Below are 20241 nucleotides of genomic sequence, written 5' to 3' on the forward strand. Positions count from 1 at the left end.
CAAGAAGATGCTATACTGGCATCATAATATAACAATGTATAACAAATAGGAGCAAGCTGATGATCACAATTAATAAAAACGAAGCAATTCCGCTTTCCAAGCAAATATATATGTCATTCGTGGATAAAATCCGCTCCGGTTTATTGATAGGCGGAACAAAACTCCCAACAGTAAGGCAGCTGTCCAAAGATCTCGAAGTTAGCCTCGTCACGGTCATGAAGGCTTACAAACAGCTAGAAGAAGATGGTTTTTTGGAAATGAGCAAAGGCAAAGGAACTTATGTCAAAGCCCAGCAGCAGCCGGAAAGCCTTCCTGCAGGATCCGATTTGGATTGGCAGCTGAGCATTCCTGATTACCTGCACCGTTCCCAATATGCGCGTTTTCAGGATTCGGATGCGAGTTACCATTTCTCTTCCTCCATGATCGATCCGGCTTTGTTCCCGAATCAATACATGGATCAGCTGATTGCACAAGTATTCATGCAGAATCCGCGCATACTGTCGCAATACGGCGGCATTCAGGGTGACCTGGCATTACGTGAGAAAATGGTACAAAATCTGCAAAAATCAAAAATCAACACTGCACCGGAAAACCTGCTGATCACTAGCGGTTCCCAGCAAGGTATCGACCTTGTTGCTCGTACATTCATCGGTCCTGGTGATGTCGTGATCATGGAAGCACCGACATATCCTGGTGCTATCGATGTTTTCCGCAGCCGTGGCGCCACCATCCTTACTGTTCCGATTGATCAAGATGGCATGCAAGTGGATATGCTGCATGGCTTATGCGAGAAACATAAACCAAAATTGATTTATACAACACCTACTTTCCATAATCCAACGGGAACCATCATGCCGCTGCAGCGTCGAAAAGTATTGCTTGATATCGCTGAAAGCCATCATTGCCTGATCACGGAAGATGATCCATTCAGCGATATCTACTTTGACCGAAAGCCGCCGCTGCCGATCAAGAGCATGGATAAGACAGGGCATGTCATCTACTTGAAAGGGTTGAGCAAGACGATTGCGCCTGGCTGCCGTATCGGCCTGATAGCAGCTTCCGGTTCGATCTTCAAGCGGCTTTATGCAGCAAAAGCGAATATGGATCTCGGCAGCCCATTGCTGCCGCAAAAGGTGATTCTGCCGCTCCTCGATTCCACCAAGATGGAACAGCACACCAAGCGGCTTCGGGCTGCCTTGAAGAGCCGCCGTGATACGGTGCTGAAAGTCCTGGCAGAGCATGCCCCCGACGGTGTGACATGGCTGAATCCCAAGGGTGGCTTGAATGTCTGGATACAGCTGCCTGCTTGGCTGGACAGCAACGCCCTGCTATATGAAGCAAACAAGCGTCATGTCTCTTTCCTCACTGGCTCTGCTTGTTTTGCCATTGAAAATGAACATAGCACATTCCGGCTGAGCTACTCCTATGCCAATGAAAAACGATTGCAAGAAGGTGTTCAGATCCTTTGTGATATCATGCAGGCGATGCAGCCATCCAGCTCTTCTTCGCCTACCTTCTGACTCGGGATCCAGTTTGTAATCAGATCGGAAACAATGGAGGCTTTAGCATGCGGAAATCCTGCTAAAGCCTTCTGACTTCATTTCACTTCCATCATCTCAGTAAACGCAAAAAAGCCATCCTCTTGGGATAGCTTTTTAACCAAAAAATAAATCCAGCAAATTACTGCCTTTAGATGATTCCTTATTATATAATTCCGAATACCCGCATTGTGTACAAGAAATGACCAGGAATTGATTATGCTGCACATCGAATAACTTCGACAGGCCAGTGCCCGTCATTGCCACTTCTTTTTGTGAAACATCTGTACCTCCGCATTTTATACAGCCACTCTGTTGCATAAACGACGCTCCCTTTTTCTTTTTCTATCATTCATACGAAGACAGCATCTTGCAGGTTTCATTTTTAATCTATCCAGAGCTCGGTATCAAGCTGAGCTGATATTTTATAAAATGGGACAGACAAAGAAGGAAGCTGCCCCAGGGACAGCTTCCTTCTTTCATAGCCTAGCTTTCGCAGCTTCCCCGACCATATCGCGGAAATAAGCAATCAATCTGGTATCATCGGTAAGTTCCGGGTGGAAGGCTGTTGCCAGATAATGTCCATCTCTTGCCGCGACGATACGCCCTGCATCTTCACTCAGCACCTCGACATCAGGTCCGGCTTCCAGAATATAAGGCGCCCGAATGAAAACTGCAGGAAAATCATCTGCCACTCCCTTTATTTCAAGGCCCGTCTCAAAGCTATCAACCTGGCGCCCGAACGCGTTCCGCTCCACAGTCACATCCATCAGGCCCAGATGGCTCGTTTCCTGATTATTGATACGTTTTGCCAACAAAATCATTCCGGCACAAGTGCCGAAAATCGGTTTTCCGGATGCACCGAAAGCCCGTAATGGCTCCAGGAAATGATACCGATCAATCAGTCTTCTCATTGCAGTACTCTCACCGCCAGGCAAAATCAATCCATCCAAGTCAGCCAGCTGTTCCACACGTTTGACCAAGACAGCTTTTGCGCCGACCGCCTCCACTGTTCGTGCATGCTCAGCCACCGCACCTTGAAGGGCCAATACACCGATTTTCATCGAGCAAATCCCCTTTCTTACCAGCCGCGCTCCTGCATTCTGTTTTCCGGAGAGAGGCTTGTGATGTCGATTCCATTCATCGGCGTGCCAAGTCCTTTGGAAAGCTCTGCAATCAGTTTGTAATCCTGGTAATGCGTCGTTGCTTCCACGATGGCTTTGGCAAATTTCGCTGGATTATCAGATTTAAAGATACCAGAGCCGACAAAGACACCATCCGCTCCAAGCTGCATCATCAGCGCAGCATCTGCTGGCGTTGCCACACCGCCTGCTGCAAAATTCACGACTGGAAGCTTGCCTGCTTCACGGATCTGAAGCAGGACTTCATATGGTGCGCCCAGCTCTTTGGCAAATGTCATCACTTCATCCAAATCCATGGAAAGAAGCTTTCGTACTTGAGACTGCACCTTACGCATGTGACGAACCGCTTCGACGATATTACCGGTTCCAGGCTCTCCTTTTGTACGGAGCATGGAAGCACCTTCCCCGATGCGGCGGGCAGCTTCACCTAAATCACGGCTTCCGCACACGAAAGGTACTGTGAATTCCCGCTTGTTCAAATGATACTCTTCATCTGCCGGTGTCAGTACTTCACTTTCATCGATATAATCGACACCCATGGATTCCAGCACGCGTGCTTCGACAATATGTCCGATTCGAGCTTTCGCCATCACCGGAATGGAAACAGCATTCAATACCTCTTCTACGATTGTCGGATCCGCCATCCGTGCAACTCCCCCGGCAGCCCGGATATCAGAAGGTACACGCTCAAGTGCCATAACCGCTACTGCACCGGCTTCCTCCGCGATCTTCGCCTGCTCTGCGTTCACGACATCCATGATGACGCCGCCCTTCTGCATTTCCGCCATACCCCGTTTAACTAAATCGGTACCTGTTTTCGCCATATTGACTCCTCCTGCTTTTATTATCTGAAAAGTTCGATGAGGATATTGTACATATGGATAGGGTATAACACGCAAGGATTCAGTATAACAATCTGCCCTGCGATCCAGTTAAGGCAACACAACTAAAAACCGATAAATATTTGACAAAAAAATCTATTTATGCTATAATTTACAATTATTTATTTATTGTATAAAATAGGGTTCCCTGGCCAGGGAACCCTATTTTTGTTTAAGGAGTGTGTCTTGTTGAATAAGAAGGAATCCAGTTTAACTTCGCTAATATCTGCTTTTAGTCGGGCATATCACAGTCAGCACGATACACCGAAGATCTTCGATGATTACATTGCCAAAGAGTTAATTCTTCCCGAGGAAATCGAGGCCATCAAGGCAAATATGCTAAAAGGCGTTCATTTCTTTAACGAACATATCGCAGCTAAACTCAATAATGATACAGCAGAAATTCTCAAATGGATAATACAGATCCAGCTTTCGCCGACTCCGTTAGCGCGTGCTGCGTACTGTGAACAAGTACTTCATAATGAAATTGCCTTAGGAGCAATACAATATGTCATACTAGGTGCCGGGCTGGATACATTCAGCTTCCGTCATCCAGAATTACAAAAAAGCCTGCATATTTTCGAGGTCGACCTTCCTGAAGCACAAACGTTCAAAAGAAAAAGGTTAGCTGAAGCCAACTTTGAGATTCCTTCCAACCTCCATTTTGTTTCGATGGATTTGTCGAAAAAATTTTCCTTCCATCATCTGATAAAGGCCGGATTTAATACTGGTAAAAAAACTTTCTTCAGTCTGCTGGGGGTATCTTATTACTTGGCGAAGGAGGAATTTTTTGACTTAATCGATCATCTATTTAGCTATGTTCCGCCTGGTAGTTCCATTGTCTTCGATTATGCCGATGAAAAACTCTTCGAAGAAAAAGGAATTTCGACCAGAGTCGAAAACATGGTGAAAATGGCTGCCGCCAGCGGGGAAACGATGAAGGGCTGCTTTTCCTATGAAGAAATGGAGAGTATGTTGGAACGATCAGGCTTGTTGATATATGAACATTTATCACCATCCAGAATAAATGAGCTCTATTTTGCGGACCGGAAAGACTACTTATCTGCTTTTGAGACAATCCATTATATTCATGCTGTAAAAAAATAAATTTATCCTTTATGAAGGAACATACCCAGGTATGTTCCTTCCGTTATTTCCTCATTCAATCTGTCCCTTCTTCTCTGCTTCCAATACACGATACTCACTGCTTTGCCGGATTAAAAACAGGAGAACTCCCATCAATGCAATCACACCCCCGACTATCTGCAGAGGAGCTATTTTCTCCCCTAGCAGCCAGACTGCGAGAAGGGTCGCACCGACCGGCTCTCCCAATACACTCATCGAAATCGTGGTCGTATTGACATGGTTCAGGAGCATATTGAATATGACGTGCGCCAGCGTCGGAAAGACAGCCAGCAGGAGAAAGATCTTCCATTCGTCAAATCCGTATCCGCTGATTGGCACCCCGGCTGCGAGATTATAAATGTTCAGCCATACACCCGCTGACAGGAAGACACAGAAGCTGTATACCCAATGAGACACTTTCCTGACATTGTTTTGTCCAATCAGCAGATAGCCGACAACCGCGATGACACATAAGAAGGATAATAGGTCCCCGATGAGGGCAGAGGGATCATCCAATCCAAGGTCTCCCCACCCCACCATGACAACTCCGATGATGGAAATGCCGATGGTGATGATGACGGCTCTGGAAGCCCTCTCTTTATAAAGCAGGAATCCGCCGATCATGGCGACGATCGGCTGGAGCGAAAGGATGATGGTCGAGCTCGCTACAGTCGTCAGCTTAAGGGAACTGAACCATAGCGCGAAATGCGCTGCTAAACAAGCTCCTGATAATACAAAGGCAAGGGCTTCCCGCCTGCCGATTTTTTTGAACTCCTTTCTTTTCATCCATACAATCGGCGCCAGCAACAAACAAGCCAGATACATCCGGTTCATACTGAGGATCGTTGCAGGAGCATCGGACCATTTGACGAAGATGGCTGCAAAGGATATGGCAATGATGGATATAAGCAGTAGAATGGCAGTTTGATTTTGTTTCAACAAGGCTCCTCCTCAGTACTATTGAAATTGTATAACGATTAATTTTAGATCCTTGACTGTGAAGTTGTCTTGATAAAATTTCAGCTTTGATAAAAGAGGTCATGCCTGATCAGCATGACCCCTTCCCGCTTATGAGCAGCCGCCGAACTGGCGCTGTCTCGCTTCTGGATTCACTTGTTCGTCCGCATGATAGGAGGAGCGGACCATCGGGCCTGATTCGCAGTGCCGGAAACCTTTTTGCAGGGCGATTTCCTTCAGCTCGGCGAATTCGTCCGGATGATAATACTTTTGTACTTTCAAGTGCTTGAAGGACGGCTGCAGGTATTGTCCGATCGTCATGATATCGACCTGGTGTTCCAGCAAATCATCCATGGCCTGCAGGATTTCTTCCTTCGTTTCCCCTAGTCCCAGCATGATGCTGGATTTCGTAGGCGTGTCCGGAGAAATGGTTTTGACACGTTTCAATAATTCGAGTGAACGGTCATAGGTTGCACGGTGGCGGACCGTTGGAGTCAGGCGTCTGACGGTTTCGATATTATGATTGAAAATATCCGGCTTGGCATCCATCAGTGTCTTGATGCTTTCATATGTACCTTTCATATCCGAAGGCAGCACCTCAACCGTCGTATTTGGCATCCGGCGGTGAATCGCACGGACTGTTTCAGCAAAAACAGCAGATCCGCCATCCTCCAGATCATCCCGGGCCACCGCTGTCACAACGGCATGGCGCAGTCCCATTTTCGCAACGGAATCGGCGACTCGTTCCGGCTCTGCCCAATCAAGCTCTGTCGGTTTGCCTGAAGTCACAGCACAGAAACGGCAGCCCCTTGTACAAATGGAGCCAAGTATCATGAAAGTCGCTGTTTTCCGTACTGACCAGCATTCATAGATATTAGGGCATTTTGCTTCTTCGCATACGGTATGGAGATTCATTTCCCGCATCATTTTCTTCAAATCCATGTAATCCTCATTCGTATTGAAGTCGATCTTCAGCCACTCCGGTTTGCGGAGCATTCCTTCCCGTCGTTGTGCCATCGTTTTCTTTACCATTTTCGTTCCTCCCTAACGAGCATATAAGAATTCATCATCCCGATATTTCTCCTTGGCCAGCTGTTCGATTGCTTCCAGCTGTTCTTCATCCAGTTCAAGTCTTTCAAATGTCACATCAAGTCCTTTTTGGAAACCATCATAAAAGGCAGCTCGTATATCCTCCATCGTTGTCTGCGCAGGAATGAATTCCTGCAGACTGGTCGCTTTGTTTGCGAAGCTTTGGTAAGCACGTTCTTTTACACGATCACTTGGATAGAGGAATAATTCCAGCAGATCCTCGCGATTCAGCCAGACCGGAATCGAACCATGCTGGAGTATGATACCTTTTTGCCTGGTTTGGGCACTGCCAGCTGCTTTCTTTCCATCCACATTGATTTCATACCAAGAAGCTTCCTCAAAGCAATTGGCAGTACCCTTCGGCTTCGAGTCAGCAGGTATGGCGAATTCCGCTTGGATGCCCAGATTCTCAAAACCAAGCAGCAGCCCCTCGGATAATACCTTATACGCCTCTTTGATCGTTGACGGTATCCCAGGATGATCCTCTTTTACAATGATGCTGTAAGTCAGTTCCTGATGATGGAGCACTGCCTGGCCGCCAGTTGGCCTGCGCACCAGCTCGAAGCCTCGCTTTTCGATTTCATCCAGATTGAAACGTTTCTTTGTCTTTTGGAAATAGCCGACGGAAAAGCCGCCAGGATTCCAGCCATAAAAACGTAATACAGGGGCGATCCGTCCCTCACGGTGCCATTGCATCAGCATTTCATCCGCCGCCATATTAAAGGATGGGGTATGATCACCGTCGTCCCAGAAAACCCAATTCCTCAAGCTGTCACCTTCTCTTTTGAAAGTTCAAATAATCTTAACAATTTTATTCTAGACCTCTTCTTACGACGTACGCAACCGCTTTCTAAAAAACCGACTATCATACTAGGATATATTACTCTTTTTCCCAATGGGTTATCATTTTGACCTAATGTCGGGATTTATACCGCTGGTCATTCCATCCAGCCAACAGGGAGGACAGAAGAAGGATTTGCCATTCCTGTCACGATAGGGAATGATGTCTGGATAGGCGGAAGCTGTACGATACTTGCCGGTGTCACAATCGGTGATAACTCCATCGTGGCAGCAGGGTCTGTCGTAACGAAAGATGTGCCGGCGAATACGATTGTGGCTGGCAATCCGGCAAAACATATAAAGGATATAGAATAAAAAAAGCCGTCAAAAATGACGGCTTTTCAGATTGTAGAGAAATCCCAGTTTCTCTACAATCTTTTTTTATTCGATACTCTTCTGCTTTCTTTAAAGGGCTGTTTTATAAAAAAGATAGCCAGCCACCTACCTATCCTAGCTTTGCTAGGTGGTTGGCTATCTTTTTTATGTTCTGACAGGTCGCTGTCATCAGCGCCTGTTCCTGCACTTTTTCTCTTCCTCGTAACCTACAATAGCGAAGCCCGTGGAGTTGTTTCGCATCCGCAAAGCTTCGCTCTATCGTTTCTTTTCGCAATTTATATAATAACTTTCCTGAGTGGCTCAGGCGATTTTCCCGCACCCAATCTTTACTACCTTCCCAAACATGCCTTGTGATAACTTTTCGATGATTTCTTGATTTCGTACATGTGGCCAACAGTGGGCAAGCAGTACATTGTTTAGGGTCAGATGCGTATTCTTTATACCCTTCTCGATTTGTTGTTCGCAGAGGTAATGTTTGTCCGTTTGGACAAACATAATGATCTTTCTCTGGGACATACTTGAACTTCCATTTAGGCATTAATCCTTTAGTAGGATGAAAACGTCGGTGACCGATGACAGCGAAAATATTCTGTTCATTCAAGGCGTGACAGATTGGCGTAGTGAGATAACCGGAGTCCAGAGCGACAGCTTCCACATCAAAATTAAAGCGTTCCTTCTGTCGTTCAAGGCGCTCCAAATAAGGCCGTGAATCGTGCACATTTCCGGCCGTGACATGGACATCGGTAATAATATTATATTTCATATCCGTAGTTCTATGATCTAAGTAGAAAAAGCCTTCAGGCTTTCCTTCTCGATACATATAGCCACTCTCTGGATCAGTCGTGCTTTCTTTCACTACTTTCGTTTCTGTCACCTCCTCTCGTGACTTTAAAGCTTTTTTCCTTGTTTTGTACGTTCTTCTTGGATTGCTTTATCCAATTCTTCCTGATATGAACGAGTAGCTTCCTGTACTTCCTTCTTGATGAACTTTCTTTTATTCGCATTGGCTTTTAAGTGGGTGGAATCAGTGAATAAGACGCGTCCTCCAACCATACGATGCTTCATTGCCTGTTCTACAATTTCATCAAAGATTTGTTGGAAGATATCTGTGCCCTTGAATCGATTACAACGATTCCAGCTTATTGTAGAGTGGTGAGGGACTGGGTCCGTGAGTTTAAGTCCTAAAAACCAACGGTAAGCAATGTTTGTCTGGATTTCTTTCTCTAATTGCCTTTCGGAACGGATACCGAAAAGGTAGCCGATAAAGATCATTTTAAAGAGGACAAGAGGATCTAGGGAAGGACGGCCATTGTCCGCCGAATAATAAGGACGAACTTTTTCACGGATGAAGGAGAAATCTATGTGGGTTTCTATCTTACGCAATAGGTGGTTTTCAGGGACAAGTTCTTCTATAGTTACGATTTCAAGAGCTGTTTGGTCATTCTCTCTGGAATTTAACATCTTGGCACCGCCTTTTAGTCGTTTCTTCTATTATAAAAAAGTAAGAAAAAGAAGTGAACTCAAAATAAAAAGGCTGTCGAGACTTTCTCGACAGCCTGAAAAGCCGTCAAAAATGACGGCTTTTTCTCATTGGTTCGGCCAAACAGTCTTCGCTACATCAACGATGAAGCGCAGTTTTTCCCATTGCTCTTCTTCTGTCAATTTGTTGCCGTGATGCGTGGAAGCAAAACCGCATTGGGGACTGAGACAGATTTGATCAAGCGGGATATATTTCGTCGCTTCTTTAATCCGGTTGATCACTGCTTCCTTATCCTCCAATTCCCCGAACTTGGAAGTCACCACGCCCAATACGACTCTTGGACCATCTTTTGGAATATACTTCAGTGGTTCGAATGTTCCGGATCGTGCGTCATCGTATTCCAGGAAGAAACCATCCACCTTCTCTTTTGCCAATAAGTCCTGGGCAATCAAATCATAGCTGCCTCCGAACATATACGTGGAGCGGTAATTTCCGCGACAGAGATGCGTTGTCACGGTAAGATCCTCCGGCTTTCCTTCCAACACACCATTGATGACACGGCGTGCCAGATCGATCAAGAATTCACGGGAGTGCTCCCCATCGAATTTCGTATCAGGAGAAGATAATGTGGCAATATACACATCATCCAGCTGCAAATAGCGTACACCTGCGTCATAGAATGCCTGGATGGCATCTCTGTATGCCTGGATGACATCAGCTGCGAAGTCCTCGATATCCGGATAAATCGAATGATCTCGAATATCTGTATGGAAGAGCTGATTCGGACTTGGAATCGTCTGTTTGGCTACTGCCCTGCCAGCGACGATATCTTGGAATACTTTATAATCCTCAAGGAATGGATGATCTGGATTGAACGATACTTTGCCTGTATTTTTTATGTTATAGCGTTCTGTTTCCTCGCCCTTGAACAGATAACCTGTCTCCGGGACATACCCCGTGATTCCATTAAGGTGTTCGAGAAAATCAGTGTGCCAGAATCTTCTCCGGAATTCCCCGTCCGTCACCAGTTCCAGTCCGACTTCAATCTGTTTGTCGACAATTCTTTTGATTTCCGATGTCTCGATTTCCCGCAGCTCTTGTTTGGTGATTTGTCCATTGTTGAATTGCTGTCTTGCTTTGTGCAGTACATCGGGACGAAGCAAGCTCCCTACGTGATCTGCTCTGAATGGTGCCGTTTTTGTCTTGATTGTCATGTTCATCTCTCCCATTTTAATTTTTCACTATCTCTGTTGATCGCCCAGCAGCCTCCAAAGCCTGGTGCAGATCCCCGATAAGATCTTCTGCATGCTCCAAACCGACAGATAAACGCAAGAGGCCATCTGTGATGCCGCGTTTTCTCCGCTCATCCTCCGGCATGGCCGCATGCGACATTGCAGCAGGATACGAGAGGATGGATTCCACCGCGCCAAGACTGACGGCGAAAACCGGAATGCGAAGCTGTTCAACGAATACCTTCGCATGCTCCCTGCTCGGCAGGATGAAAGATAATACCGCTCCGTTCCCGCTGGCTTGCCCGGTATGTATATCGCGGCCTTTATGGGTTGGCAAACCCGGGTAGAAGACATCTTCCACAAGCGGATGCTCCAGCAAGTAGGATGCTATCCTTCCCGCTGTCTCCGTCGACTGACGCAGCCTTGCTCCCAGCGTCTTGATGCCTTGGAGCAGCAAATAGCTATCCTGGGCACCAAGGATGGCCCCGAATGTATTCTGGATGAAGGCAAGCCGCTCTCCCAGATCGTTGTCCCTGGTGATCAGGAGCCCGGCGATGATATCGCTATGCCCGGAAAGGAACTTGGTCGCACTATGGATGGCTACATCCACACCGAGTGAAAGCGGCTGCTGATACAATGGCGTCAAAAACGTATTATCCAAAAAAGTCAAGCACCCATTCTGCTTGGCCAACCGTACAACCGCACGGATATCCGTCACCTTCAAACGAGGATTGGAGGGTGATTCCAGATAAATGACCTTCGTGTTTGGCTGGATGGCCGCTTCAACCGCATCCAGATCGGTTAGATCCACAAAGGAATGGCTGATCTGGAACTTAGGAAGGATCTCTGTCACAAAACGGTACGTACCGCCATACACATCTTCGGTCACTACCACATGATCGCCCGCAGACAGCAGCATGAATGCAGAAGATATCGCTGCCATGCCCGATGAAAAAGCGAAAGCACATGTCCCTCCCTCCAGTTCTGCCGCCTTTTGCTCGAGCGCTTCCCGTGTCGGATTGCCGGAACGGCTATAGTCGAACGGACCGAAAGCATCGAAGCCTTCCTGATGGTAAGTGGAGGAAAGATAAATCGGCACGTTCACCGCACCTGTCCGCTGTTCCTTATGCCGGCCTTGGATACACGCCGTTTCCAAATGCTGTTCGCTCATAAGATGACCTCCTGGTCCACTCTTTGGAATGCTTGCTGCAAATCTCCGATCAAATCATCCGCTTCTTCGATCCCGACCGAGAAACGGAGCAGCCGATCGCATATTCCCCTGGCTTCCCTTTCTTCAAGAGGGATATCGGCATGGGTCTGTGTCGTTGGATATGTAATGAAACTCTCCACTCCGCCAAGGCTTTCTGCAAATGTAATGGTCTTCAGGCTGCGCAGGAACGGATCGACCCATTTACTGTCCTTGACCCGGAAAGAAAGCATGCCGCCCTTGCCTGCGTATAGGACATCCTCCACCTTTGGCTGCTCTTTCAAATATGCCGCGATGCGCTTGGCATTGGTTTGATGCTGCCGCATTCGGAGCGGCAGCGTCTTCAAGCCACGGATGAGAAGCCAGGAATCGAGCGGGGATAACACGGCACCGATGCCGTTATGGAGTACAGACAGGCGCTCTGACAGCTCTACGCCCTTACTCACGACCAGTCCAGCCAGTACATCATTATGTCCGCCGATATATTTCGTCGCACTATGGATGACGATATCTGCCCCATGTGTAATTGGCTGCTGGAGATAAGGCGTCAGGAATGTATTGTCGACAATCAGCAACAGACCGTGTGCTTTCGCCAGTTGCGCATACGCATCCATATCGATTTCCTGCATCAGTGGATTTGTAGGTGTCTCCAGGAAGATCGCTTTTGTCTCATCCGTAATCATCGCTGCTGTTTCTCCCACTGTCCGAAATGGAGCGTAAATCGGTGTCACTCCGTATGATTCCGAATAGAAATCGAACAGTCGATAGGTGCCGCCATAAATATCCTCCGGCACGAGCAGGGAGTCTCCGGATCGGAAAAGTGATAATACGAGTTGGATCGCTGCCATGCCCGAGCTGCAGGCAAAAGCCCGGTCACCTTTTTCAAGCTTTGCGAATCCTTCCTCCAGAACAGCCCGAGTCGGGTTCTTCGTCCGGGTATAATCATAACCAGTCGATTCCCCGATTCCGCCATGTGCATAAGCAGTGGAAAGATAAACCGGCGGATTGACAGCACCTGTCACTTCATCACTTCGGTTTCCTATCTGTACAAATGTTGTCTCTAAGCTACTTCCCATATCGATTCTCACCCTTCTATATAAAAAAAGAACCTTCTCCCCAAAAAGGAAGAAGGTCCAGTCATAACCGAATCAGCTTCTTATCTTTAAGGCGGATACCTTTTGGAATTAGCACCGTGTCTGGACAGACTGGTTGCTGAGACATCATAGGGCCAATTCCCTCCGTCTCTCTTGATAAGAAAAATCACTATTCATTTTTTATATTATAGCCATGTTAACATACAGGAAAATCCAGTCAAGATATTTTTGATAATTTTCCATCAAATACAATTATTTCTGTTGATTTTTTTAGGCAAAGCCGTTTTTGATGGCAGTCAAAGTAAAAAAATAGGATTGACACCCAGTACTTTTCGGTCTATCCTTTTCCTTACAACTGATATTTCTTATCCAGATTGGTGGAGGGAATGGCCCTAAGAAACCAAAGCAACAGGCTGCAAGCCGCAGTACTGTGCTAATTCCAGGTGTTTGACACTGAAGATAAGAAGAGCGGAAGCTTGAAAAATGGCCCTCTTCTTGTGGAAGGGGCCTTTTTTTAAGACAAAATCCGATTAATTTCATTGGAGATATCAAGATTATTACAGGAGGCTATAGGATGGAGACCACAAAGCAGACCCTTGCGGAGGTACATAAGGAATTGGAACAGGATTTCGCAGAAGTCGTCGAATGGAGACGATATCTGCATCAGCATCCTGAATTGAGTTTTCAAGAGACAGAAACAGCCCGTTTCATCGCTGATAAGCTGCACAGCTTCGGATATGAGGATATCCAGACAAATATCGGCGGCTACGGCATTGTCGCAGCGCTGTCAGGGAAAGAGACTGGGCCGACGATTGCCCTCAGGGCTGATTTCGATGCCCTGCCGATAGAGGACGAGAAAGAAACAGCCTATCGCTCCCAGATACCTGGTGTGATGCATGCTTGCGGGCATGACGGTCATACGGCTGCACTACTCGGGACTGCCAAAGCATTGATCAAGCATAAGGACAGCCTGAAAGGCAAAGTCGTCTTCCTGTTCCAGCCTGCTGAGGAAGTACCGCCCGGCGGTGCCAAGGCGATGATTGAAGATGGAGCACTCGACGGCGTCGATTATGTCTACGGCGCACATCTTAACTCTGCTGCCCCTGTCGGGAAAATCGGTGTCGGCGAAGGATTCAAAATGGCCGCAGTGGATAAATTTTCGATCACCATCCAAGGAAAAGGGGGGCATGGCGCCGCTCCTCAGGAAGCTGTCGATCCAATCGTCATCGGCAGTGATATCGTAAGCGCCTTGCAGAAGATTGTCAGCCGCAGAGTCAGCCCGCTGGAATCCGCGGTTGTGACACTGGGTGTCTTCCAGTCCGGCAATGCGTTCAATGTCATTCCGGATACAGCCAAATTGGAAGGCACGGTCCGGACATTCAATGCCGACATCCGCAAGCAGGTCAGACAGCAGATAGAAGCAATCGTTTCGGGGATCACGAGCGGATTCGGCGCAACCTATTCCATCGATTACCTGCACGGCTATCCTGCGCTTTATAATCATCCTGAGGAGACTGCTCTTTTGCAGAGGCTGTTCTCCGAGCAATTCGGCGAAGAACAGGTAATAGAGCTTGAAACCGGGATGGGAGCGGAAGATTTCGCTTATTACCTGCAGGAAAAACCCGGCAGCTTTTTTAAAGTTGGCTCCCGCAACGAGGATACAGGCACACACTATCCGCATCATCATCCGAAATTCGACATCGATGAGCGCGCATTGCTCATCACCGAAAAAGCGTTCACGAAAATCGTATTCTCGTTATTGGGAAGCTAAGGAGGAAATGTCTTGAAGAAGAGATTTGCACTTATATCATTAGGCTTGGCGGCTACCATCGCACTGTTCGGATGCTCCGGCAATTCCAGCAGCAGTTCCGGCGCAAGCGGCGGAGAACCCGTGGAAGGCGGCGACTTGAACGTTGCCATGACAGCGGATCCCGACACACTGGACTGGATGTATTCCGGTGAAAGCGCTGCGAGAAAAATAGGCTGGCATATCTATGAAGGCCTGTTCGCCCTCGATAAGGATTACCAGGCTCGTCCTTTACTAGCCGACGACTATACCGTCAGCGATGACAAGAAAACATACACGATCACCCTGCGTGATGGACTGAAATTCCACAACGGCCAGGACGTGACTGCCGAGGATGCCAAAGCATCGATCGAACGCTGGCTCAAGGTCTCTTCCGTCGGTAAGATCACAGCAACACATGTGGATGCTGTCGAAGCAACAGATGACTTGACATTGGTCATCACGCTGAAAGACCCGTATGCCGCTTTGCTCACCGATCTGGCTGCTCCGAAAGCATCTGCTGTCATCATTCCTGCCGACATTGCAGAAGCCGCTGGTGAACAGCCGCTGACAAATGAACAGCTGATCGGTACAGGTCCCTTCAAATTCGATTCCTGGAAGCGCGGAAATGAAATCGTCCTTTCCAAATTCAAAGATTATCAATCTCGTAAAGAGGAAGACTGGGGCGGTTTGACAGGTAAGAAGACAGCTTATCTGGATACGATTCATTTCAAGATCGTCAAAGACCCTCAAGTCATGCTCAATGGATTGAAGACAGATTTATATGATTATGTACAGTCCATTCCGCTTGATTTGTATGATGTAGTCGATACGACACCGAACGTCGAACCTGCCATCTCAAGCAATGGCTATTCCGTCATCACACCGGATAAATCCGAAGCGCCATTTGATGATATCAAAGTCCGCGAAGCACTTCATGCCGCGCTTGATAAAGAAGCCATCGCCAAGGCAACTTATGGCAACAGTGAATTCTACAATCTGGATGGTGCCTTGTTCACTCCGGATCAAACAGCTCTTTACTCAGATCAAAACATCGATGACTTCGAGGCCTATGATCCGGATGAGGCGAAAAAGCTGCTGGAGGACAGCTCTTATGATGGGCAGCCAGTGAAAATCATCTTCTCCAATGACCATGCAGAGTATAAGAAAATCGCGGAGATTGCCGAGCAGCAGCTGGAAGCGGTCGGTTTCAATGTCGAGCTCGAGTCCTATGAATGGGCAACTTACTTGGAAAAATGGAGCGATGGTGCTAACTGGGATATGGTAGTGGTTGGCTGGTCTCCGTTCTTCTCGCCAAACCAAGCCGGAATGGTGAGCCAGGATTCCAACAGCAGCGGCTGGTATAACAGCGAACGCTGGCAGGAGCTTGTCGCACAATGGGGCGAGGCAGAAGATGAAGCAGCCCAAAAAGAAATCCTTGCTGAATTGAACAAGACAATCTATGATGAGCTTCCATTCGAAAAAGTAAGCAACCTTTCCACTTTGGATGCACGTACTTCCAAGCTGCAGGATTATGAAGATTGGTATGGTCCGCGCTTTTGGAATACATGGAAATCCCAGTAATGCCCCGAGAAAATCGCCTGCGTTACCGCTGGCGATTTTCTTCCATTTCCAAATAAAGGAGTGACGCTTGTGCTTAACTATACAATCCGCAGGCTGCTGTCTGTCATACCTGTCATGCTCGTGGTCAGTATCATCGTATTCCTGCTCGTTCACCTGACACCTGGCAATCCGGCTTTCATCATCCTTGGTGAAGATGCCTCACCTGAAGCCGTCGCGCAGCTGGAAGAACAGCTTGGCCTGAATGAGCCACTGTACATACAATTTTTCGACTGGCTCAAACAAGTCATCACTGGCGACCTTGGAACAAGTGTGTATTCCTCCCAGCCGGTCACGGAACTGATTTTTGCCAATTTTGGCCCCACTTTCAGTTTGATGGCCTTGTCCCTGCTCTTTATCTTGGTCATCTCCATTCCGATTGCGATCCTGATTGTATCTTTACGCAAGACGATCCTGGATCCATTATTCACAAACGCATCCCTGCTCGGTGTGTCGGTTCCGGAATTCTGGCTCGCCATCTTGCTTGTGCTGGCGTTTGGGGTGACGTTCCCGATATTCCCGGTCGCCGGTTATATCCCACTTTCTGAAGGTTTCGGAGCCTGGCTTTATCATTTGCTTCTGCCTGCTTTTGTGCTTGCGCTTGTAGAAATCGGCATCATCGCAAGAATGCTCCGGGACAGCATGCTGGATTCCGTGAACCAGGATTATACAAAGACGGCACGGGCAAAAGGCGTCCGTGAACGCGATGTATTGATGAAACATGTTTTCGCCAATGCACTCATCCCGACAACGACTGTCCTTGGTGCCACTGTTGCGGGACTGCTCGGCGGAACGGTCATCATCGAAACGCTGTTCACCATCCCAGGAATCGGACAGCTGCTGATCGATTCGATTCACCGACGGGATTATCCAGTGATTCAAGGTGTCGTGCTATTCATTGCTGCTATCTATGTGTTAGTCAACCTTGTCGTCGATCTCTTGTATGCATTCCTGGATCCAAGGATCCGCTATGACTGAAGCCAAAGGAGGTACATAAACGATGATGTCCAAGAAACGAAACATTATCGCCCTGACGATTTTCTTATTGATTGCCTTGGCAACGATCACCGCCAATTGGTGGCTGCCGGTCTCCCCTGCGGCAATGGATGCCAACCAGCGACTGCTTGCACCATCTGGCGCTCATTGGTTCGGCACCGATGATTTCGGCCGTGACATTTTTGCCCGCGTGGTCGTCGCCGCCCGTGTGTCTTTAGCTGTCGGTGTCATTGTAGCCATCATAGCGACAGTCATCGGTACATTGATCGGTCTTGTATCCGGCTATTTCCGTAAAACGGATTTTATCCTGATGCGGATTGTGGACGGATTTCTCGCTTTTCCTGCCCTGCTTTTGGCATTGGCGCTCGTAGCGGCGCTTGGCGGAAGCATCACGAATATCGTCATCGCCCTGACGATTGCTTTCTTCCCGGTCATGTCACGAGTGGTCCGCTCTGCCGTACTGCAAATCAACAACGCACAATATATCGAAGCAGCGCGGACAACAGGGACTGGAAATATCGTCATTTTATTTAAATATATACTGCCGAATGTACTCTCCCCCATCATTGTGCAAAGTACATTCATTTTTGCCAAAGCCATACTAGCAGAAGCTGCACTCAGCTTTCTCGGTGTCGGTGTCAATCCATCCACGCCGACTTGGGGAAATATGCTGCAGGAATCACAGATTTATATTACGATCGCTCCCTGGTTCTCGATTTTCCCTGGCATCGCAATCGTGATTACCGTCTTGTCGCTGAACATACTTGGCGACGGACTCCGGGATGCCTTCGATCCGCATAGCATCAAGAGAAAGCGGAAACGGAAACCAAAACAAACAGCACCAGCTGCCTAGAGGAGGTTACATTATGCTAGAAGTAAAGAATCTGCATGTCCACCTGGATACACCAGCCGGCCTCGTCAAAGCGGTTGATGGTGTATCATTCCGGCTGGAAGCTGGGCAGACCATCGGCATCGTCGGGGAATCGGGCAGCGGAAAAAGCGTCCTTGCTCATTCACTGACAAAGCTGAACCCTGAACCACCAGCCACCTACCCTGAAGGAGAAATCCTCTTCGAAGGAGAAAACATCCTGACAATGGATAAAAAGCGCCTGCGCAACCTGCGCGGGAAAGAAATCGCGATGATTTTCCAAGATCCGATGTCGAGCCTGAATCCCGTTTTCAAAATCGGCAGACAGCTGATGGAAGCCATCCAGACCCATCAAAAGCTTCCCAAAAAAGAAGCGCGCCAAAAAGCGCTCGAACTGCTGGCAGATGTCGGTATCCCAGACCCGGAACGCCGGATGCATAATTATCCGCATCAATTTTCCGGAGGGATGCGCCAGCGCGTCCTGATTGCCATTGCACTCGCCGCCAGACCGAAGCTGCTCATCGCGGATGAACCGACAACAGCATTGGATGTGACGATCCAAGCCCAGATCATTGAACTATTGAAAAACATCCAAAAGAAATATGGAACAGCCATCATCATGATTACCCATGATCTTGGAGTCGTGGCAAATCTGGCAGATCGGATCCTTGTCATGTATGCCGGCAAAATCGTCGAGTCCGGCAGTACAGCAAATATTTTTTATGATACGGCCATGCCATATACATGGTCGCTGCTGCGCTCGATTCCAAGACTGGATGCGGCAGGTTCCGAACGGCTGCTGCATATCGAGGGGAATCCGCCTAATCTGATTCATCCGCCAAAAGGATGCAATTTCCATCCCCGATGCCCATTCGCACGGGATGCTTGTCTGCAAACCGATCCTGCGCTCATAGAACGCGGAACAGACCACTGGGCCGCTTGTGTTCTCAGCAAGCCGCAATTCGATGAAGAAAAACAAGCTGTAGCAGAGCAGAAAGGAGTGCTGCTATCTTGACCGCATTATTGGAAATCAAGGATTTACACGTCCATTTCCCGATCAAGAATGGAGTCCTGCAGAAAACGACAGGTCATGTGAAGGCTTTGAATGGTATCGATTTGACTGTCAATAAAGGAGAAACCTTGGGGATTGTAGGGGAATCAGGCTGCGGGAAAAGCACACTTGCCAGAAGCATCGTCGGATTGCAAAAGCCCACTTCCGGCGATATCCTCTTTAACGGAAAAACGTATACAGATGCGTCTTCCAAGGAGCTTTACGAGCTGCGCCGCAATATGCAAATGGTTTTCCAGGATCCATATACCAGCCTGAATCCGCGCATGAAAGTGAGCGAAAGCATTGCCGCTCCGCTGAAGGCGTACAAAAAGACAAAAAATCTGGAATCCCGGGTAAAAGAGCTGATGGAGCTCGTCGGATTGAATCCCGATGATCATTATCACCGGCTGCCGCATGAATTCTCCGGCGGGCAGCGCCAGCGGATCGGAATCGCCCGCGCCATCGCCCTGGAGCCAAAGCTGATTGTCTGCGACGAGCCTGTCAGTGCACTGGATGTATCCGTCCAGGCCCAGGTCATCAATTTATTCCAGGATCTTCAGAAGAAATTGGATTTGACCTATGTCTTCATTGCACACGATCTTTCCGTGATCAATCATATCGCTGACCGCGTCGCTGTCATGTATCTAGGCAAAGTGATGGAAAAATCCAATCGCGAAACATTCCAGACGCATGCACAGCATCCCTATACAAATGCGCTGCTATCTGCTGTGCCTTTGCCGGATCCCGATAAAGAACGGGCACGGGAACGCATTGTGTTGAAAGGCGAACTGCCTTCCCCTGCCAACCCGCCATCCGGCTGCGTGTTCCATACCCGCTGCCCGAAAGCGACGGAATTCTGCAAAACCAACATACCCGCCCCGGAAGAACGCGGTGTTCCTGGACAGGAAGTAGCTTGCTTCTTTCCAGTCGGTGCGGAGGAGAATGCCAGGATTACATTATAAGAAAAGCAACCTGCACGTGCAGGTTGCTTTTTATGTA

18 protein-coding genes, 1 pseudogene and 2 riboswitches are annotated in these 20241 nt (G+C 48.1%); of the genes and pseudogenes, 9 read left to right on the forward strand and 10 right to left on the reverse strand.

Annotated elements, in window-relative coordinates:
- The first annotated feature begins 56 nt into the window (after window positions 1-56).
- Window positions 57-1520, forward strand: a complete 1464-nt coding sequence (locus MHI54_RS03555; RefSeq protein WP_340082917.1) for a PLP-dependent aminotransferase family protein — start codon at window positions 57-59, stop codon at window positions 1518-1520.
- 135 nt (window positions 1521-1655) lie between these two features.
- Here MHI54_RS03555 and MHI54_RS03560 read toward each other — a convergent pair whose 3' ends face one another.
- The 3 genes from MHI54_RS03560 to pdxS form a co-directional block, all read right to left on the reverse strand.
- Window positions 1656-1859: a zinc ribbon domain-containing protein gene (locus MHI54_RS03560; RefSeq protein ID WP_095216815.1), complete on the reverse strand. Its 204-nt coding sequence runs from the start codon at window positions 1857-1859 to the stop codon at window positions 1656-1658.
- Between the two features lie 158 nt (window positions 1860-2017).
- Window positions 2018-2602: a pyridoxal 5'-phosphate synthase glutaminase subunit PdxT gene (gene pdxT, locus MHI54_RS03565; RefSeq protein ID WP_095216816.1), complete on the reverse strand. Its 585-nt coding sequence runs from the start codon at window positions 2600-2602 to the stop codon at window positions 2018-2020.
- Window positions 2603-2619: 17 nt separating this feature from the next.
- Window positions 2620-3504 carry a pyridoxal 5'-phosphate synthase lyase subunit PdxS gene (pdxS, locus tag MHI54_RS03570; protein WP_340082319.1) on the reverse strand — a complete coding sequence of 295 codons (885 nt, stop codon included), beginning with the start codon at window positions 3502-3504 and terminating at the stop codon, window positions 2620-2622.
- 246 nt (window positions 3505-3750) lie between these two features.
- Here pdxS and MHI54_RS03575 point away from each other — a divergent pair, with 246 nt between their 5' ends.
- Window positions 3751-4668: a class I SAM-dependent methyltransferase gene (locus MHI54_RS03575; protein WP_340082320.1), complete on the forward strand. Its 918-nt coding sequence runs from the start codon at window positions 3751-3753 to the stop codon at window positions 4666-4668.
- A 51-nt stretch (window positions 4669-4719) separates the two neighbouring features.
- On the opposite strand, the gene MHI54_RS03580 is transcribed toward MHI54_RS03575, so the two are convergent.
- From MHI54_RS03580 to MHI54_RS03590, 3 genes are all read right to left on the reverse strand, one after another.
- Complete coding sequence (locus tag MHI54_RS03580) at window positions 4720-5625, reverse strand: DMT family transporter (RefSeq protein ID WP_095216819.1); 906 nt, start codon at window positions 5623-5625, stop codon at window positions 4720-4722.
- 129 nt (window positions 5626-5754) lie between these two features.
- Entirely contained in the window at window positions 5755-6675 is a 921-nt protein-coding gene (lipA, locus tag MHI54_RS03585; protein ID WP_095216820.1) for a lipoyl synthase, read from the reverse strand.
- A gap of 12 nt (window positions 6676-6687) precedes the next feature.
- Complete coding sequence (locus MHI54_RS03590) at window positions 6688-7449, reverse strand: biotin/lipoate A/B protein ligase family protein (protein ID WP_095216848.1); 762 nt, start codon at window positions 7447-7449, stop codon at window positions 6688-6690.
- Between the two features lie 210 nt (window positions 7450-7659).
- Here MHI54_RS03590 and MHI54_RS03595 point away from each other — a divergent pair.
- Window positions 7660-7887: pseudogene (locus tag MHI54_RS03595) on the forward strand (DapH/DapD/GlmU-related protein); the annotation flags it as partial.
- Window positions 7888-8017: 130 nt separating this feature from the next.
- Here the strand turns inward: MHI54_RS03595 and MHI54_RS03600 are convergent.
- From MHI54_RS03600 to MHI54_RS03615, 4 genes are all read right to left on the reverse strand, one after another.
- A protein-coding gene (locus MHI54_RS03600; protein ID WP_340081544.1) for an IS1182 family transposase occupies window positions 8018-9369 on the reverse strand; the annotation gives its coding sequence in 2 pieces (ribosomal slippage) (window positions 8018-8802 and window positions 8802-9369; 1353 coding nt in all).
- A 126-nt stretch (window positions 9370-9495) separates the two neighbouring features.
- Window positions 9496-10602 carry a 5-methyltetrahydropteroyltriglutamate--homocysteine S-methyltransferase gene (locus MHI54_RS03605; RefSeq protein ID WP_340082321.1) on the reverse strand — a complete coding sequence of 369 codons (1107 nt, stop codon included), beginning with the start codon at window positions 10600-10602 and terminating at the stop codon, window positions 9496-9498.
- A 16-nt stretch (window positions 10603-10618) separates the two neighbouring features.
- On the reverse strand, window positions 10619-11791 hold the full coding sequence (locus MHI54_RS03610) for an aminotransferase class I/II-fold pyridoxal phosphate-dependent enzyme (RefSeq protein WP_095216823.1): 1173 nt from the start codon (window positions 11789-11791) through the stop codon (window positions 10619-10621).
- Window positions 11788-12903 (reverse strand): methionine biosynthesis PLP-dependent protein, encoded by a 1116-nt coding sequence (locus tag MHI54_RS03615; RefSeq protein ID WP_095216824.1) that lies wholly within the window; start codon window positions 12901-12903, stop codon window positions 11788-11790. The genes MHI54_RS03610 and MHI54_RS03615 overlap by 4 nt, the downstream gene beginning before the upstream one ends.
- 77 nt (window positions 12904-12980) lie before the next feature.
- A riboswitch (SAM riboswitch) is annotated at window positions 12981-13084 on the reverse strand.
- Between the two features lie 199 nt (window positions 13085-13283).
- A riboswitch (SAM riboswitch) is annotated at window positions 13284-13387 on the forward strand.
- A gap of 108 nt (window positions 13388-13495) precedes the next feature.
- Between MHI54_RS03615 and MHI54_RS03620 the strand changes: the two genes are divergently transcribed.
- The 6 genes from MHI54_RS03620 to MHI54_RS03645 all read left to right on the forward strand — a co-directional run bounded on the left by MHI54_RS03620 (window position 13496) and on the right by MHI54_RS03645 (window position 20204).
- The gene (locus tag MHI54_RS03620; RefSeq protein WP_095216825.1) at window positions 13496-14692 is read left to right on the forward strand and encodes a M20 family metallopeptidase; all 1197 of its coding nucleotides are present in this window, start codon (window positions 13496-13498) and stop codon (window positions 14690-14692) included.
- Between the two features lie 12 nt (window positions 14693-14704).
- Window positions 14705-16291, forward strand: a complete 1587-nt coding sequence (locus MHI54_RS03625; RefSeq protein WP_340082322.1) for an ABC transporter substrate-binding protein — start codon at window positions 14705-14707, stop codon at window positions 16289-16291.
- 69 nt (window positions 16292-16360) lie between these two features.
- On the forward strand, window positions 16361-17305 hold the full coding sequence (locus MHI54_RS03630) for an ABC transporter permease (protein WP_340082323.1): 945 nt from the start codon (window positions 16361-16363) through the stop codon (window positions 17303-17305).
- A 22-nt stretch (window positions 17306-17327) separates the two neighbouring features.
- Entirely contained in the window at window positions 17328-18176 is an 849-nt protein-coding gene (locus MHI54_RS03635) for an ABC transporter permease (RefSeq protein ID WP_095216828.1), read from the forward strand.
- A gap of 13 nt (window positions 18177-18189) precedes the next feature.
- On the forward strand, window positions 18190-19206 hold the full coding sequence (locus MHI54_RS03640) for an ABC transporter ATP-binding protein (protein WP_095216829.1): 1017 nt from the start codon (window positions 18190-18192) through the stop codon (window positions 19204-19206).
- On the forward strand, window positions 19203-20204 hold the full coding sequence (locus tag MHI54_RS03645; RefSeq protein ID WP_340082324.1) for an oligopeptide/dipeptide ABC transporter ATP-binding protein: 1002 nt from the start codon (window positions 19203-19205) through the stop codon (window positions 20202-20204). Before MHI54_RS03640 ends, MHI54_RS03645 begins: the two co-directional genes overlap by 4 nt.
- Window positions 20205-20241 lie beyond the last annotated feature (37 nt).

The sequence above is a fragment of the Terribacillus sp. FSL K6-0262 genome, assembly GCF_037977385.1.
In the GTDB taxonomy this organism is placed as follows: Bacteria; Bacillota; Bacilli; order Bacillales; family Amphibacillaceae; genus Terribacillus.

Coding starts and splice junctions, on each gene's coding strand:
- MHI54_RS03560 (WP_095216815.1), bottom strand. CDS start 1,859: ATGCAACAGAGTGGCTGTATAAAATGCGGAGGTACAGATGTTTCACAA.
- MHI54_RS03635 (WP_095216828.1), top strand. CDS start 17,328: ATGATGTCCAAGAAACGAAACATTATCGCCCTGACGATTTTCTTATTG.
- MHI54_RS03590 (WP_095216848.1), bottom strand. CDS start 7,449: ATGGCGGCGGATGAAATGCTGATGCAATGGCACCGTGAGGGACGGATC.
- MHI54_RS03615 (WP_095216824.1), bottom strand. CDS start 12,903: ATGGGAAGTAGCTTAGAGACAACATTTGTACAGATAGGAAACCGAAGT.
- lipA (WP_095216820.1), bottom strand. CDS start 6,675: ATGGTAAAGAAAACGATGGCACAACGACGGGAAGGAATGCTCCGCAAA.
- pdxS (WP_340082319.1), bottom strand. CDS start 3,504: ATGGCGAAAACAGGTACCGATTTAGTTAAACGGGGTATGGCGGAAATG.
- pdxT (WP_095216816.1), bottom strand. CDS start 2,602: ATGAAAATCGGTGTATTGGCCCTTCAAGGTGCGGTGGCTGAGCATGCA.
- MHI54_RS03620 (WP_095216825.1), top strand. CDS start 13,496: ATGGAGACCACAAAGCAGACCCTTGCGGAGGTACATAAGGAATTGGAA.
- MHI54_RS03640 (WP_095216829.1), top strand. CDS start 18,190: ATGCTAGAAGTAAAGAATCTGCATGTCCACCTGGATACACCAGCCGGC.
- MHI54_RS03605 (WP_340082321.1), bottom strand. CDS start 10,602: ATGACAATCAAGACAAAAACGGCACCATTCAGAGCAGATCACGTAGGG.
- MHI54_RS03610 (WP_095216823.1), bottom strand. CDS start 11,791: ATGAGCGAACAGCATTTGGAAACGGCGTGTATCCAAGGCCGGCATAAG.